The sequence below is a fragment of the Streptomyces sp. NPDC102514 genome (genome assembly GCF_055584525.1).
The window spans coordinates 305,909-321,010 of sequence record NZ_JBVJLW010000015.1 but is presented as its reverse complement, the minus strand read 5'-3'; the positions used below and the strand labels follow the sequence as shown (position 1 = coordinate 321,010).

Annotated in this window: 10 protein-coding genes and 1 pseudogene; 4 read left to right on the top strand and 7 right to left on the bottom strand. The window is 72.5% G+C overall.

Going from position 1 to position 15,102, the window contains the following annotated elements; genetic code table 11:
• Positions 1 to 274: 274 nt before the first annotated feature.
• Positions 275 to 2,026 (bottom strand): MFS transporter, encoded by a 1,752-nt coding sequence (locus tag ACZ60E_RS33690; RefSeq protein ID WP_469445398.1) that lies wholly within the window; start codon positions 2,024 to 2,026, stop codon positions 275 to 277.
• 231 nt (positions 2,027 to 2,257) lie between these two features.
• On the opposite strand from ACZ60E_RS33690, the gene ACZ60E_RS33685 reads away from it, so the two are divergent.
• Positions 2,258 to 3,454 (top strand): lipid-transfer protein, encoded by a 1,197-nt coding sequence (locus ACZ60E_RS33685; RefSeq protein ID WP_469445396.1) that lies wholly within the window; start codon positions 2,258 to 2,260, stop codon positions 3,452 to 3,454.
• A 319-nt stretch (positions 3,455 to 3,773) separates the two neighbouring features.
• Here ACZ60E_RS33685 and ACZ60E_RS33680 read toward each other — a convergent pair whose 3' ends face one another.
• From ACZ60E_RS33680 to ACZ60E_RS33665, 4 genes are all read right to left on the bottom strand, one after another.
• Positions 3,774 to 4,406, bottom strand: coding sequence for a response regulator (locus ACZ60E_RS33680; protein WP_384812625.1), 633 nt, complete (start codon positions 4,404 to 4,406; stop codon positions 3,774 to 3,776).
• 129 nt (positions 4,407 to 4,535) lie between these two features.
• Positions 4,536 to 5,738, bottom strand: coding sequence for a sensor histidine kinase (locus tag ACZ60E_RS33675; protein ID WP_453794429.1), 1,203 nt, complete (start codon positions 5,736 to 5,738; stop codon positions 4,536 to 4,538).
• 93 nt (positions 5,739 to 5,831) lie between these two features.
• A complete protein-coding gene (locus ACZ60E_RS33670; protein WP_384812627.1) occupies positions 5,832 to 6,551 on the bottom strand; it encodes an ABC transporter permease in 720 nt (239 codons plus the stop codon).
• Between the two features lie 2 nt (positions 6,552 to 6,553).
• On the bottom strand, positions 6,554 to 7,507 hold the full coding sequence (locus ACZ60E_RS33665) for an ABC transporter ATP-binding protein (RefSeq protein WP_469445406.1): 954 nt from the start codon (positions 7,505 to 7,507) through the stop codon (positions 6,554 to 6,556).
• 388 nt (positions 7,508 to 7,895) lie between these two features.
• On the opposite strand from ACZ60E_RS33665, the gene ACZ60E_RS33660 reads away from it, so the two are divergent.
• The 3 genes from ACZ60E_RS33660 (at position 7,896) to ACZ60E_RS33650 (ending at position 11,015) form a co-directional block, all read left to right on the top strand.
• Positions 7,896 to 8,771, top strand: a complete 876-nt coding sequence (locus ACZ60E_RS33660) for a MaoC/PaaZ C-terminal domain-containing protein (protein WP_469445394.1) — start codon at positions 7,896 to 7,898, stop codon at positions 8,769 to 8,771.
• Positions 8,772 to 8,836: 65 nt separating this feature from the next.
• Positions 8,837 to 9,913, top strand: coding sequence for a Zn-dependent alcohol dehydrogenase (locus ACZ60E_RS33655; protein ID WP_469445392.1), 1,077 nt, complete (start codon positions 8,837 to 8,839; stop codon positions 9,911 to 9,913).
• A gap of 58 nt (positions 9,914 to 9,971) precedes the next feature.
• Positions 9,972 to 11,015 carry a 3-oxoacyl-ACP reductase gene (locus ACZ60E_RS33650; RefSeq protein WP_469445390.1) on the top strand — a complete coding sequence of 348 codons (1,044 nt, stop codon included), beginning with the start codon at positions 9,972 to 9,974 and terminating at the stop codon, positions 11,013 to 11,015.
• A gap of 84 nt (positions 11,016 to 11,099) precedes the next feature.
• On the opposite strand, the gene ACZ60E_RS33645 is transcribed toward ACZ60E_RS33650, so the two are convergent.
• Positions 11,100 to 11,276, bottom strand: a complete 177-nt coding sequence (locus ACZ60E_RS33645) for a hypothetical protein (protein ID WP_384812552.1) — start codon at positions 11,274 to 11,276, stop codon at positions 11,100 to 11,102.
• Between the two features lie 2,502 nt (positions 11,277 to 13,778).
• Positions 13,779 to 14,924: pseudogene (locus ACZ60E_RS33640) on the bottom strand (hypothetical protein); the annotation flags it as partial.
• Positions 14,925 to 15,102 lie beyond the last annotated feature (178 nt).

Here is a 15,102-nt window from a genome sequence, read left to right as displayed (position 1 = left end):
CCACCCTCACCGGCCTCCACGTCTACGCAACCGCGCACGGCATCGCTCTCACGACAGAGACAAAACCACCGTGTTGATTCTTTACGAGCCCTTAGGGGCAGGCGCCCTTCGGGCTGCCCTGCCGGGAGGGCGGATTCTGGGTGCACGCGCGTCGTGGCTGGGCGCGCAGTTCCCCGCGCCCCTTGGGGGGCGGGCGTGCACGGTCGTCTGCGGGTGCGTCGTGGCTGGCCGCGCAGTTCCCCGCGCCCCCTGACGGGGCGCCCGGAGCCGCGCGCTACGCCAGTACCGCCGCGCCCGGGAGCGCGAGGTCCATTTCGATGGATCGGTTGTCGCCGGGGTGGCTCGCGCCGGAGGCGAGCGGGCCGTGGCCGCCCGCCGTGACGGCCAGGACGTACGCGCCTGCCGTCGGTACGGCGAGCGCGTACCCGCCGTCGGCCGCGGACAGTGTCGCCCCCGCCTGCCGCCCCCGTCGGTCGATCAGCGTCACCTTGGCCCGAGCGACCGGCTCACCGTCGGAGGTGAGGACCCGGCCGCGGAAACCGGTCGGCGCCGGGCCTGCGGGCGCAGGCTCGGACAGAGGGTCGCTGGAAGCGACCAGGTGCGGCTTCGCCGCGTTCGCCGCCGCCCGGCGCCCCGGCAGGAACGCCGCGAACACCAGCCCGAGCAGCACCGCACCCGTAGCGATCATGAACGACACCCGGAACCCGTGCATCGTGGGAACGGCGACGCCACCCACCTGGTTCGCGGTGTTCGCGAGGACCATGCCGATCACGGCGCTCGACACGGACGTACCGATGGAGCGCATCAACGTGTTGAGCCCGTTGGCCGCCCCGGTCTCGGACGCCGGAACGGCGCCGATGATCAGCGCGGGCAGCGAGGAGTACGCGAGACCGATGCCCGCGCCCAGCACCACCGCGATGATGATGGTCTGCCAGGCGGCACTCATCAGGCCGAGCCCGGCCCCGTACCCGACCGCGATGATCAGCATGCCGGTCATCAGGGTGACCTTGGGTCCGTACTTGGCGGAGATACGGGCGTACACCGGCGCCGTGAACATCATCGTCAGGCCGAGCGGCGCCACGCACAGACCCGCCACGACCATGGACTGGCCGAGGCCGTAACCGGTCGACGCGGGCAGCTGGAGCAGCTGGGGCAGGACGAGGGAGACGGCGTAGAAGGCGACACCGACCATGATCGAGGCGAGGTTGGTGAAGAGGACGGCAGGGCGGGCCGTGGTGCGCAGGTCCACCAGCGGGGCCTTGATGCGCAGCTCCATCACGCCCCACAGGAGCAGGACGGCCACCGCCGCGCCGAACAGGCCGAGGGTCGTGCCGGACGTCCAGCCCCAGTCGCTGCCCTTGGTGATCGGCAGGAGGAAGAGGACGAGACCGGCGGACAGGCCGAGCGCGCCGAGCACGTCGAAGGTGCCCACGGCACGCATCGGCGACTCGGGTACGAAGATCAGGGTGAGCGCGATCGAGACGACGCCGAGGCCCGCCGAGCCGAAGAACAGCGCGTGCCAGTCGGCGTGCTGTGCGACCAGTGCCGCGACCGGCAGCGCGAGTCCGCCGCCGACGCCGATCGAGGAGCTCATGAGGGCCATCGCCGAGCCGAGCTTCTCGCGCGGCAGTCCGTCGCGCATCAGGCCGATGCCGAGCGGGATGGCGCCCATCGCGAAGCCCTGCAGGGCCCGGCCGACGATCATCACGAGCAGTTCGCTGGTGAATCCGGCGACGAGGGAGCCCACGACCATGACGGCGAGGCTGGCTATCAGCATGCGCCGCTTGCCGTAGAGGTCACCGAGGCGGCCCATGATCGGCGTGGACACGGCGCCCGCGAGGAGGGTGGAGGTCATGACCCAGGTGGCGTTGCCGGGGGAGGTGCCCAGCAGCTCCGGCAGGTCCTTGATGACCGGCACGAGCAGGGTCTGCATCACCGCGACGACGATGCCCGCGAAGGCCAGTACCGGGACGATTCCGCTGCCGCTCGGCCTTCGGGTGTGCGGATCCGTCGTGGTCCGGGTCATACGTGCGGCCTCCAGAGGCATGGGACAGGCAGATGGGTACTGCTACAGGTAGGTGCAGGGTGAACCCCGTGCGCCTAGGCAACTATTCCGTTGCTTCGAGCCGCTAACGAATTCTTGACCTTCTCATTACATCCGGCCTTCGAACACCTCCCCGCGAGAAGCTTCCATCCGACTGGAACGTGTTCTAGTCTTCCGCGGCGTCGGAACCGGTCCCGGACCATGGGGAGAGCCATGAGGACGAAGGCGTACGTCGTCGGTGTGGGCATGACCAGGTTCGAGAAGCCCGAGACACGGGACTGGCAGTACTGGGACATGGCGCGGGAGGCGGGCACCGGCGCCCTCACCGACGCCGGCATCCCGTACGACGCGGTCGAGCAGGTCCCCGTCGGCCACTGCTTCCAGGCCTCCACGGCCGGACAGCGGGCCGCGTACGAACTCGGCCTGACCGGCGTGCCCGTCTACAACGTGAACAACAACTGCGCGACCGGCGCCACCGCGCTGATGCTCGCGCGGCAGTTCGTCGAGGGCGGCGCGAGCGACTGCGTACTGGCGCTGGGCTTCGAGAAGATGGCGCGCGGCGCGCTGGGCGGCGGCGCCGACGGGGGCGACTTCGCGACCTCACCCGTCGCCCGCCACTACGCCGTCATGGCGGCCCGGCACGGCTTCGAGATGACGCCGCCCACCGCCCAGATCTTCGGGAACGCGGCGCGCGAACACATGGAGAAGTACGGCACGACGGAGGCGCAGCTCGCGGCCGTGGGCGCCAAGAACCACCGGCACTCGGCGAACAATCCGTACGCGCAGTTCCAGGACGCGTACACGGTCGACGAGATCCTCGCCGCGCGTACCGTCCACTCCCCGCTGACCAAGCTCCAGTGCTCGCCCACCTCGGACGGGGCGGCGGCGGCCGTCGTCGTGTCGGAACGATTCGTCGAACGGCGCGGGCTGGGGGAGCGGGCCGTGGAGATCGTCGCGCAGGCGATGACGACGGACACGGAGGAGTCGTTCGCGTCCGGGTCGTGCATCGACGTCGTCGGCCGGCCGATGTCACGGGCCGCCGCCCGGCAGGTGTACGAGAGTGCCGGGCTCGGCATCGACGACGTGGACGTCGTGGAACTGCACGACTGCTTCTCGATCAACGAACTGCTGACCTACGAGGCGCTCGGCATGTGCGCGCCCGGGGAGTCCGGCAAGCTCGTCGAGTCGGGCGCCACGACGTACGGCGGGCGGTGGGTCGTGAACCCCTCGGGCGGGCTCATCTCCAAGGGGCATCCTCTCGGGGCCACCGGCATCGCCCAGATCGCCGAGCTGACCTGGCAGCTGCGGGGCGAGGCGGGGGCCCGGCAGGTGGGGGACGCCCGCGTGGGGCTCGCGCACAACATCGGGCTCGGGGGTGCGGCGGTGGTGACACTGCTCAGACGCGCCTGACCGGCCACCGGACCGGTAGGCACGGGAGCCTTTCGCCGGAGGCGCTGACGGAGGGGACGTTTTCGGGTGCGGGTCCGTGGGGGCTGGCCGCGCAGTTCCCCGCGCCCCTGAAGGCCTGACGGCCAAAAGATCGCGCCGTTCCCCGCGCCCCTAAAAGCCGAAAGCCGAAAGCCGTGCCGGTCCCGTGCCCCCGAGGGTGAAGGCAGGGGCGCAGCCCCGCTTTCAGGGGCGCGGGGAACTGCGCGGCCGGCCCCCACTCACCTGCACCCGAAAACCCGCCCCCCGGCCCCCCGCCCCCGCGGCACCCGTGCCAAAAGGACTACAGCCACCCCTGGTGGCGAGCCTCCCGCATCGCCTCCATGCGGTTGCGCGTCGCCGTCTTGCCGATCGCGGAGCTGAGATAGTTGCGCACGGTCGACTCCGACAGATGCAGCTTCGACGCGATGTCGGAGACCGTCGCACCGTCCACGGACGCCTTCAGCACATCGCACTCACGCGCCGTGAGCGGATTCGGCCCCGCCCCCAGCGCGGCCGCCGCGAGCGCCGGATCGATGACGGTCTCCCCGGTCAGCACCCGGCGAATCGCCTGCGCCAACTCCTCCACGGGCCCGTCCTTGACGAGGAACCCCGCGGCACCCGCCTCCATCGCCCGCCGCAGATAGCCGGGCCGCCCGAAGGTCGTGAGGATCAGCACCCGGCAGTCGGGCGTCTCGTCCCGCAGCAGCGCGGCGGCGTCGAGCCCGCTGATGCCGGGCAGTTCGATGTCGAGCAGTGCGACATCGGGCCGGGACTCCAGGGCCGCCCCCACGATGGCGTCCCCCGTCCCGACCTGCGCCACCACCTCGATGTCGGGCTCCAGCCCGAGGAGCAGCGCCAACGCGCCCCGCATCATCCCCTGATCCTCGGCGAGCAACACACGAATGGACTTGGCGGGCCGATGATCCCGGGGCATCTCGTTCACCCCCCAACATTAGGCCGCCCCGGCTCCAGAGTTCAGGGGGCGCGGCCCCGCAAGGGGCGGGGGGAGATTGCGCGGTCGGCCACGACGCACTCGCCACTCGAAAACCAACCCCCGACCCCCTCAGGCGGCAGCCACCTCCACCGGAAGCTCCGCCATCACCACGAACCCGCCCCGAACCCCGGGCCCCGCCTCCAGCAGACCCCCCGCCGCCGCAAGCCGCTCGGTCAGCCCCTTCAATCCGGTCCCGCCGATACCCGGCAGAACGGCCGGTGAGGCCCCGGTGGGCGCGGACACACCCCCGCCGTCGTCCGACACCCGCACCCGAACCTGCTCCGACCCCCCGTCCACCGTGATCGAACACCGGCGGGCGCCACTGTGCCGCACGGCGTTGGTGACGGCCTCCCGCACGACCCATCCCAGCAACGCCTCCGCCTGCGCGGACAACGGCGGCCCCGACTGCCGTACGACCGGTTCGATGCCCGCGGCCAGCAGTGCCGACCGCGCCCGGTCCAGATCCGTGGCCAGGCTGCCCTCGCGATAGCCCGTGACCGCCTCACGGATCTCGGTGAGCGCCTGCCGGCCGACCGACTCGATGTCGGAGACCTGGACGAGTGCCGCGTCCAGGTCCCGGTGGGCGAGGCGCCGGGCCGCCTCCGACTTCACGACGATGACGGAGAGTGTGTGGCCGAGCAGGTCGTGCAGGTCGCGGGAGAAGCGCAGACGCTCCTTCTCGACGGCCTGGTGCGCCAACTCCTCCCGCGCGGCCCGCAGTTCACGTACGGCGTCGGACAGGGACAGGATCGCGGCGGTCACCATGGTGGACAGGAACGTGCCGTACGCGACGTTCACCGCGCCCCAGCCGTCCCGCAGCCCCGCCACGACACCGGCGAGCACGCTCAGTCCGATACCGGTCCTGCCGAGCCACGGTCCCCGGACGATCGCGCCCGCGGCGAGCCCGAGCAGGGGGAAGAAGAGGAGCCAGCTGCCCCCGTACAGCCCGCCGAGGAGGCAGGTCACCACGCCCAGTGCGATCAGCGCGCCCCGGGTGGAACGGGCCTCGCGGGCCTCCTTGGTGAAGGCGCGGAACACCACGTGGATGTAGAGGGAGTTGAAGACGAGGAGTCCGATGCCGCCGATCCACGGGTTCGGGGTCCTGCCCTGGAAGAGGTTGGAGAACGCGCCCATTCCCATGAGGAGCCAGGGCAGCAGCGCGAATCCGCTGGGCGGCGGGCCCAGATGCTCGGGGAGCCTCCCGGTCCTCTGCCCGGCCCGCTCCTGCCGCCGGGCGGCCGTCCGGCACCTGACGCTCCGCAACCAGGACATCTCCCCAGCTCCTGTTCCCGTACCTGTGCCTGTGCCCGTGCCCGTGCCTGAACCTATGCCCGGTTCCGTTTCCGGTTCCGTTCCCGTTTCCATTCAGACGGTCCGTGCGGTCCTGCGGTACGAGACCACAGCGTACGAGCCGAAGAGCAGCAGCCAGCCGGTCAGTACCAGCACGGCCGCGAGCGCGGGTGCCCGTCCGTCGGCGACGGCCGTACCGAGCTGCGCGAAGCGGTTCGTGGGTGTGTAGGACGACAGCGACCGCAGCCAACCGGGGAAGAGGGCCAGGGGGAACCACAGTCCGCCGACCACCGCGAGCGTCAGGTTGCACACCATGTTGACCACGCCGGTGGCCTGCGCGGTCAGCCGGTAGCCGTTGCCGAGTCCGAGCAGGGTGAAGGGGACCGAGCCGAGCCACAGCGTCAGTGCGATCACCGCCCACTTCCAGGCGTCCAGCCGTACGCCGTTGACCAGGCCGCCCGCCGCGAGGACCGCCACGATCGCGGGCAGGACCGTCACCGCGCCCGTCAGCGCCCGCCCGGCGACCACCTGGCGCGGGCTCATCGGAGTGATCCGCAGCTGCCGCAGCCAGCCGATCGTGCGGTCCTCGGCGACGCCGCCACCGGTGTTCAGGGCCGAGCCCATCGCCCCGTACGCGGCCATACCGATCATGGAAGCGGTCTTCCAGTCGCCGTCGGCGCCGCCACCGAGGTTCGTGAACAGCAGGTACATCACCACCGGCATCACGACCCCGCCGATCATGAAACCGACGTCGCGCAGCGTCCGGCGCACTTCGAGCCGCAGATAGTCGAGCATCATCACACCGTCTCCAGGGAAGCGGGCCGGGCCACCGTGGCGGAGGCCGAGGCCGAGGCGGAGGTCGTGGCGGAGGTCAGGGCCAGGAACGCGTCGTCCAGTGAGGCCGGAGCGACCTCCAGGCCCCGTATCGCACCTCGTTCGGCCAGCGCGATCACCGTCGCGTCCGGGTCGTCGGTCCGCAGCCGGGCCCGGTCCCCGCGGATCTCCAGCGAGACCACGCCGGGCAGCAGCGACAGGCCTTCCGTACCGGCGCCCGCGAGGTCGAAGGCGACGAGGCTGCCGCCCGCGGCCCGCCTGAGCTGCTCGCCGGTGCCGTCGGCGACGATCCGCCCGTGGTCGACGACCACGATCCGGTCGGCGTTGGCGTCCGCCTCCTCCAGGTAGTGCGTGGAGAAGAGGACCGTGTGGCCGTGGCGCGCGTACGACCGCATCGAGTCCCAGAAGGCGTACCGGGCCTCCACGTCCAGTGCGGCGGTCGGTTCGTCGAGCACGATCAGCGCGGGGTTCCCGACGAGGGCGACCGCGAACCGCACCCGCTGCGTCTGGCCCCCGGAGAGCCGATCGACGCGCCGCCCGGCCAGTTCGGCGATGCCCGCCAGCGCCAGCGCCTCCGCGACGGGCATCGGCGCGGGATAGGTACGGGCCACGAACCCGACCAGCTCACCCACCGTCACCCGCGGCACGGGCCGCCCGTCCTGCAGCATGGCACCGACCCGGCCGGCGCGTACGGCGTGCTCCGGAGCGGCGCCGAAGAGGCGGACCGTGCCCTCGTCGGGCTCGTCCAGGCCCAGCAGGAGGGAGATCGCGGTGGACTTGCCCGCGCCGTTGCGGCCGAGCAGCGCGACCGTCTCGCCGCGGGCGATCTCCAGGTCGACCCCGTCGACGGCCCGTACCGCACCGAAGGCCTTGACCGCCCCCGCCATCCGCACAGCAGCCGCGTTCGTCCCCGCCATCGTTTCCGTCCCCGTCCCCGTCCCCGTTTTCTTCATGGGTACGACGCTACGGAGGCGTGGGCGGGGCACGGCAGATGCGCATGTACGGACTCGGGCAGGACAAATGTCACTGCCGGGGCGCTGCGGGGGCACTGTCGGGACCTTGCCGGGGCCCGGGAGTGTATGCGGCCCCGCCGCTATCTGACATGGCGTCAGGAGTCTTCACATGTGCCCGGGGCTCGGCTATACAGGGGATCGCCGGTACTGGAACGCGTTCTAGAACGGGCGGGTTCCAGGCCCCCGGCCCAGAGTCGACCTCGGTGCGACCGACGGTGCGGACGGCCGCACCGAGGTCTTCCCGTGTTCTCCCGTGCCCGTCCGTGTTCTCCGCGCGGCAGTCAGGAGCCCCATGCCCATCGACGTTGCCCAGGCCCTCGCGGCCGAGCCCCGGTCCGCCGGGATCGCCTGGGGTCACAAGGACGTCCAGCTCTACCACCTCGGCCTCGGCGCCGGCGCGAACCCCGACAGGGACACCCCCGCGACCGACCCCGACGAGCTGCGCTACACCCTGGAGTCCCGGCTGCACGTCCTGCCGAGCTTCGCGACCGTCGCGGGCGCGGGTTCCCCGGGCGTGATCAGCGGTCTCTCCATGCCGGGCGTCGACGTCAACCTCGCGCACGTCCTGCACGGCGGCCAGGCCGTCACACTGCACCGGCCGATCCCGGTCACGGGCGACGCGGTCGCCACCGCCCGGATCGCCGCCGTGTACGACAAGGGCAAGGCCGCCATCCTCGTCGTACGCACCGAGGTCGCCGACGCTGACGGGCCGCTCTGGACCAACGACGCCCAGATCTTCGTACGCGGCGAAGGCGGTTTCGGCGGCGACCGGGGCCCCTCCACACGCCCCGAACCGCCGACGGGCGCGCCGGACCGGACCGTCGAACGCCCGATCCGCGCGGACCAGGCCCTCCTGTACCGGCTCTCCGGCGACTGGAACCCGCTGCATGCCGACCCCGAGTTCGCCAAGCTCGCCGGCTTCGACCGCCCGATCCTGCACGGACTGTGCACGTACGGGATGACGCTGAAGGCGGTCGTGGACACCGTGCTCGGCGGCGATGTCACCCGGGTCCGCTCCTGCGCCACGCGCTTCGCCGGGGTGGTGTACCCGGGCGAGACCCTGCGCGTCCGCATGTGGGAGGAGGACGGCCGGGTCCGGGTGACGGTGGGCGCGGCCGAACGCGACGACGCGCCGGTCCTCACCGACACCGTCGTCGCACACACCTGAGCGTCCCGAGGACGAGGGGCGCGTGTCGTACGTACGTTCCGCACGTTTCCGAGGGGAGCCGCACCATGCGCGCAGCCGTACTGCACGAGATCGGCCAGGACAAGCTGGAGATATTCGACGACGTCGAGTCGACGGGCTTCGGACCGGGCCGGGTACGCATCCGGGTGCGGGCCACCGGGCTGTGCCACTCGGACCTCTCGGCGATGGCCGGGGTGCTGCCGCAGCCCGCGCCCTTCATCCCCGGGCACGAAGGGGCCGGCGAGGTCCTGGAGGTCGGCGAGGGCGTCACGAACGTCAAGGCCGGCGACCGGGTCGTCGTCTGCTGGCTGCCCGCGTGCGGCGCGTGTCCCGCCTGCAAGCGCGGCCAGACCGAACTGTGTCTCGCCGGATTCATGAACGCCGGCACGCCCAACTTCAAGCGCCCCGGCGGCGACGTGTTCGGCTTCGCGGGCACCGGGACCTTCACCGAGGAGGTCGTCGTCGACGCGGGCTGCGCCGTAGCGATTCCGGACGACGTGCCCTTCGACATCGCCGCGCTCATCGGCTGCGGGGTCACCACCGGGCTCGGCGCCGCGCTCAACACCGCCGACGTGGAAGCCGGTTCGTCGATCGCCGTCATCGGCTGCGGAGGCGTCGGCATCTCCGCGATCCAGGGCGCACGGCTCCGGGGCGCCGCCGAGATCGTCGCCGTCGACCCCGTGCTCTCGCGCCGGGAGGCCGCCCTGAAGTTCGGCGCCACCAGGGCCGTATCGCCCGACGAACTCCCCGACGCCAAGCAGTCGGTCACCGCGGGCGAGGGCTTCGACTACGTCTTCGAGGTCGTCGGCCGCTCCGCCACCGCCCGCACGGCGTACGAGAACACCCGCCGCGGCGGCACGCTGGTCGTCGTCGGCGCGGGCGCCATGGACGACTTCCTCCAGCTCAACATGTTCGAGCTGTTCTTCGACGAGAAGCGGATCCTGCCCTCCATGTACGGCGGAGGGGACGTCCTGCGGTCGTACGAGCGGACCATCGCGCTGTGGCGCGCCGGACGCATCGACCTGGAGGGCCTGATCACGCACCGGGTACCGCTCGGCGACATCAACGAGGCGCTCGACCAGATGCGTACGGGAGTTTCGCTGCGTACGTGCATCGAGATCTGACGCCGCCCCGCCCCGCCCCGAACCTCCGGTCACGGCCGGTCGAGCCGAAGGGACTTCCATGTCACTGCCACGTCTGCCGCACCCGCCACGTCCGCCGCTTGAGGGGCGGGTCGCGGTCGTCACGGGGGCCGGGCGCGGGCTCGGCCGGGCGGAGGCGCTGGAACTGGCCCGGCTGGGGGCCGCTGTCGTCGTCAACGACTACGGACAGCCCGGCCGGGACGGTTCCGGTGACGCGTCGGCCGGGCCCGCCGAGGAGGTCGCCGCGTCGATCCGGGCGGCGGGCGGCCGGGCGGTCGCGCACACCGGAGATGTGGCCGACCACGAACAGGCCCGGGAACTGGTGGAGTTGGCGATCGCCGAGTTCGGGCAGCTGGACATCCTCGTCAACAACGCGGGCATCCTGCGGGACCGGATGGTCTTCTCCATGTCCGAGGACGAGTGGGACTCGGTGATCCGCGTCCATCTGAAGGGCCACTTCAACACCACCCACTTCGCGTCCGCGCACTGGCGGGCCCGGTCCAAGGCGGCGGACTCGCCGGTGTACGGGCGGATCGTGAACACCTCCTCGGAGGCGTTCCTCGCGGGCTCCGCGGGACAGCCCAACTACGCCGCGGCTAAGGGTGGGATCGTCGGGCTGACGACCTCGACGGCGCTGGCGCTGTCCAAGTACGGCGTCACGGCGAACGTCATCTGCCCACGCGCCCGGACCCGTATGACGGCGGACGTCTTCGCGGGCTTCCAGCAGCCGGGGGAGCAGCCGGGGGAGGGGTCGGGGCAGGGGCAGGATGCCGGCGAGCGGCGCGGTCCGCTCGGCTCGCTCGGCCCGCTCGACGCACTCGATCCGCTCGCGCCCGAGCATGTCGCCCCGCTCGTCGGCTACTTGGCCTCGCCGGCCGCGGCACACGTCAACGGCCAGCTGCTCGTCGTGCACGGCGGGATGGTCGCCGTCGTCGAACGGCCCCGGGTGGCGGCGAAGTTCGACACCAAGCAGGACGCCTTCACCTACGACGAACTGGACGCGCTGCTCACGCCGTACTACGCGGACCGGCCGCGGACGGAGACGTTCGCGGCGGCGGAGGTGCTGGCCCTGAAGCACGAGTAGGCAAGGATTTCGTGCCCCCATGCGGAACGGCCCCGCCCGACGAGTGTCGGACGGGGCCGTGTCGTGTCGCGGCCCGAGGTCTGGTCAGACCCCCGTGTCGTACTGCTCGGCCGGCCTGCGGTGCCGGCCACGGGGGATCGCCCCGTCCTCCTGTGCGGAGACGGGCCCCCGGTGCCGGCCCTGGCCACCGTCGTCGTCGGCCTGCGCCGACGTTCCCCGCAGGTCGGTGGCCGTCGTCTCCATGGTGTTCGTTTCGCTCATCTGGAATTCACCCCGTCAGCAAGATCCTTCGGTACAGCGCCGGAGATTCTAACGGTCGGTCGTGACCGGCCTGAGGGGTGGTGGGGGCTACTCGGTGGTCACTTTGAGAGAACTCGGAGACGACCCGCCCCCGGCACCCACCCGAAGCCCCCGAAAGTCAGCCGGCGCCTCACAACTGACCCGCTCGACGCGTAGCGGCTGCATCGGCTCGGAGGGTGTCGGGGGAGGGGTGTGGTGCGTGCGGGGTGCAGGGGGTGTGGCCACCGGGAAGGGCCCGTCCCCGGCCCCGTCCCCGGCCCCGTCCCCGGAAAAACCGGCACCGAGGCGGAGCCCGTCACCGGCCCCGGAAGAACCGGCACCGAGGCGGAGCCCGTCACCGGTCCCCACGCCCGGGTCTCCGTCCGGCGCCCCACTGAGAACGCCCCCCGAAACCGCGCCCGGACTTCCCGCCCCCGCCAAGCCGAAAGCCCCACCCGGACCTTCACCCGGCGTCCCGCCACTGCCCGGACTGCCTTGGGCCGCAGCGACCGGCTCCTCGTCCGTGGTCCCGATCACCCTGCCCGGATTTCCTTCGGCTGTCCTGCTGGGGACCTCGTCCGGCGTTCCGCTGGGGTTCTCGTCCGGCGTTCCGCCGCGGACCAGACCCGTCACCCTGCCCGGACTTCCTCCGGTCGTCCCGCCGGGGACCTCGTCCGGTGTGCCGCTGGGGGTTGGGCCCGGAGCCGCACTGCGACCTCCCTCGGGGGCCGTGTCCGGGATTCGGCCCGGCATCCAGCTATCAGCGATGCCCGACGCCCGGCCCTGACTTCCCTCCGGCGATCCGCCAGAAGCCAGGCCCGGGGCCGCACCACGAGCCCCGTCGGGGGCCTTGTCCGGGATTCGGTCCGGCACCCAGCCGTCAGCGATGCCCGGCGCCCGGCCCTGACTTCCCTCCGGCGTTCCGCCAGAAGCCAGGCCCGGGGCCTCGGCCGGCGCCCTGTCGCGGGCCACGCCTTGACCGACCTCGGGAGCCCTGCCGAGAGTCCGGCCGGGGGCGCCGTCCGGCGTGCTGCCCGGGTCTCCTTCGGAAGCGCTGAGGGAAGCTCCGCCCGGAGCCACAGGGGCTGCCGCGCCGCGAGCCGGTCCCGGAGCCGCACCTCGACCGCCCTCCGGTGCCCAGTCGGGGATCTGGCCTTGGGCCGCGTCCGGCGTGCCGCCGAGTGTTCCGCCCTGGGCCTCGCGGCGGGCTAGCTCCGGAGTCGGAGCTTGGCCGTGTGCCGGTGCCCGGTCGGGTGTCGTGCGCGGGGTGCCGTCGAGCGCTGCGTCGCGAGCTAGGTGCGGCGCCCTGCCGCTACTTTCCTCCGGCTCCCAGCCGAGGGTCCTGCTCTGTGGCGTGTTCGGCGTCCTGTTCCGACTGCCTTCCGGCGTGCCAGCGGGTGTTCCGCCCTGCGCCTCGTGGTGGACCAGTTCCGGAGCCGGAGCTTGGCCGCTTGCCGGTGCCTGGTCGGGTGTCGTGCGCGGGGTGGCGTCGAGTGCTGCGTCGCGAGCTAGGTGTGCTGCCCTGCCGAGGTCTTCCTCCAGCTCCCAGCCGAGGGTCCTGTCTTGGGCCGCGTTCGGCGTTCCGCTCCGACTTTCTTCCGGCGTGCTAGGGGGTGTTTCGCCCTGAGCCTCGGGGCGGGCTAGTTCTGGCGCCGCAGCTTGGCCGTTTGCCGGTGCCTGGTCGGAGGTCGTGCCCGGGGTGCCGTCGAGCGCCGTGTCGTGGGCTGTGCCCGGGGCCGCGTTGCGAGCTAGGTGCGGCGCCCTGCCATGGCCTGCTTCCGGCCCCCACTCGGGGGTCTTGTTCTGGGGCGTGTTCGGCGTCCTGCTTTGACTGCCTTCCGGCGTTCCGCCGAGTGCTCCGCCTTGAGCTTCGCGACGGACCAGTTCCGGAGCCGCAGCTTGGCCGTTCGCCGGTGTCTGGTCGGGAGTCGTGCCCGGAGTGCCTTCAAGCGCCGCGTCGCGTGCTACGCGCCGCGCCCTGCCGCGGCCTGCCTCCGGCCCCCAGTCGGAGGTTCCGCTCCGAGCCTCATCCGGCGTGCTGCCGGGCGCTCCGCCCGCAGTCTCGCGGCGGGTTGGGCCCGGGGCCGTGCCTTGGCCTGCCTCCGGCCCCCAGCCGGGGAGGCCGCCCTGGGCCTCATCCGGCGCCCCGGCGCGGGCTGCGTCCGGCGTGCCGCCAGGCGCTCCGCTCTGCGTCTCGCCGCGGACTGGGGCCGGACCCGCAGTCCGGCCTTCCGCCGGGCCCCAGCCGATAGTCCTGCCCGCGGTTCCGTTCCGTGCCCTGCCGTGGGCGGCGCCCGCAGGTGCGTTCCGAGGTTTCTCCGGAGCGCGATCCGGACCCTCGCCCCGAGCCGTTCCCGGATTTGGCCTCCGGGGGGCCGGAGCCCCATCCGGGGCCCGGTACGGGGCCCCGCCCGGTCCTCGTCCCCGCCCCGCCGCCTGCGCCGCCCTGCGGCCCGCGAAGGCGTTGGCGAGGGCTTGGGCCGTCAAGGGGGCTTGTTGGAGCGGTACCGGGCGGGCCACCCCCACCGCCACCCCCGGTTTCGGCTCCGACGGCTCCCGGGGGGCCTCAGCCGTACCCGCCGCCGCGTCGCCCATCCCCGTCGATGCCTCGACCCGTGCCACCCCGCACGGCACCGCCCCCGTCGCGTACGGCAGTTGAAGGACTCCGTCCCTGGTCCAGCGGCCGGAGCCGGTGAGCCAGCCCTCCGGCGGGGGGAGCTGGTGGAGGTGGCGTTCCGTCGGGCGCCAGAGTCCCAGCCAGCTGCCCGAGCCACCGGCGCCGCCGCCGTCGATCCGCAGCGCCACCCCGCAGCTCTCCGGCGTCAGCACGAGACCCGGCTGGATCGCGAACGGCGTGACCGTGCAGCCGGCCGGCTGGAGGCACTCCGGGAAGCGGACCGGCAGCGTGCTCCCCAGCACACCCCAGCCGAGCCGCTCCTGCCCGGGCGAGGGCGCGTCCGAGCGGATCAGGAGCAGCCCGCTGTCCGCGTCAGCGAGCAGCAGCCGGTCGTTGCTCTCCTCGGAGATCTGCAGCAGCGGCGACATCTCGCCCCCGCGTTCCAGGTCGACCACCACCGTCTTGGTCCTGCCCTGCGACTCCCGGTCGAGCGCGAGCAGCCGGTCCCCGCCGCCCAGCCACACCCCGCCCGAGCAGCGTCCCGGGATCTCCGCGAGGTGCTCGGGCCCGAAGGCGCCGCCCGCCACCAGCCACACCGCGGTCGAACCCCGGCCCACGGCAAGCGCGTACGCCCGTGTGCCGCCCGGAGCCGGTGGCAGCAGCCGCAGCCCGGTGCCCGGCTCGGGGCACTCCACCGCGCCGAGCGGCACCTCGCCCGTGCCGGGACCCGTCGGGTACAGCAGGGAGAACGCGTGCCGCCCGTCGGTGAACCGGTGGATGAGCACCCGCCCGTCCGTCATCGGCAGCACCTCCGTACCGGGCTCCTCGGGCTGGTTGCCCGGCAGGGGTACGGCGTAGGGCTCAGGGCCGTCCAGCGTCCAGCGCTCCGGGAACCAGGACTCGCCGCTGCGGGCCAGCCGGGCCGCGTACGCCCCGTCGACGGTGATCACGCACCCCGCCCGCACGGCCCTTTCGTTCTCGGACGCCGCGGACTCGATCGCACAGGCCGCCATCGTTCGGTCACCTCCGGCGACGAAACTAGTTTTCGCACGCACAGACGTGGGACCTGCGGGCAGCCCCTTCACACATAAGAGTGGCCCCCTTCCGATTCACCTGAGGGAACGGGGGCGGGTGTGCTCGACGGGAGTGGAGGTGCTTATGGTGAGGGCTGCCTAAGTACGACCTGTGCCT

What these genes read in the sequence shown, in the direction of transcription:
- ACZ60E_RS33685 (WP_469445396.1), top strand. Translation starts at nt 2,258, where the DNA reads ATGAGGACGAAGGCGTACGTCGTCGGTGTGGGCATGACCAGGTTCGAG.
- ACZ60E_RS33650 (WP_469445390.1), top strand. Translation starts at nt 9,972, where the DNA reads ATGTCACTGCCACGTCTGCCGCACCCGCCACGTCCGCCGCTTGAGGGG.
- ACZ60E_RS33690 (WP_469445398.1), bottom strand. Translation starts at nt 2,026, where the DNA reads ATGACCCGGACCACGACGGATCCGCACACCCGAAGGCCGAGCGGCAGC.
- ACZ60E_RS33655 (WP_469445392.1), top strand. Translation starts at nt 8,837, where the DNA reads ATGCGCGCAGCCGTACTGCACGAGATCGGCCAGGACAAGCTGGAGATA.
- ACZ60E_RS33645 (WP_384812552.1), bottom strand. Translation starts at nt 11,276, where the DNA reads ATGAGCGAAACGAACACCATGGAGACGACGGCCACCGACCTGCGGGGA.
- ACZ60E_RS33660 (WP_469445394.1), top strand. Translation starts at nt 7,896, where the DNA reads ATGCCCATCGACGTTGCCCAGGCCCTCGCGGCCGAGCCCCGGTCCGCC.
- ACZ60E_RS33675 (WP_453794429.1), bottom strand. Translation starts at nt 5,738, where the DNA reads ATGTCCTGGTTGCGGAGCGTCAGGTGCCGGACGGCCGCCCGGCGGCAG.
- ACZ60E_RS33670 (WP_384812627.1), bottom strand. Translation starts at nt 6,551, where the DNA reads ATGCTCGACTATCTGCGGCTCGAAGTGCGCCGGACGCTGCGCGACGTC.
- ACZ60E_RS33680 (WP_384812625.1), bottom strand. Translation starts at nt 4,406, where the DNA reads ATGCCCCGGGATCATCGGCCCGCCAAGTCCATTCGTGTGTTGCTCGCC.
- ACZ60E_RS33665 (WP_469445406.1), bottom strand. Translation starts at nt 7,507, where the DNA reads ATGGCGGGGACGAACGCGGCTGCTGTGCGGATGGCGGGGGCGGTCAAG.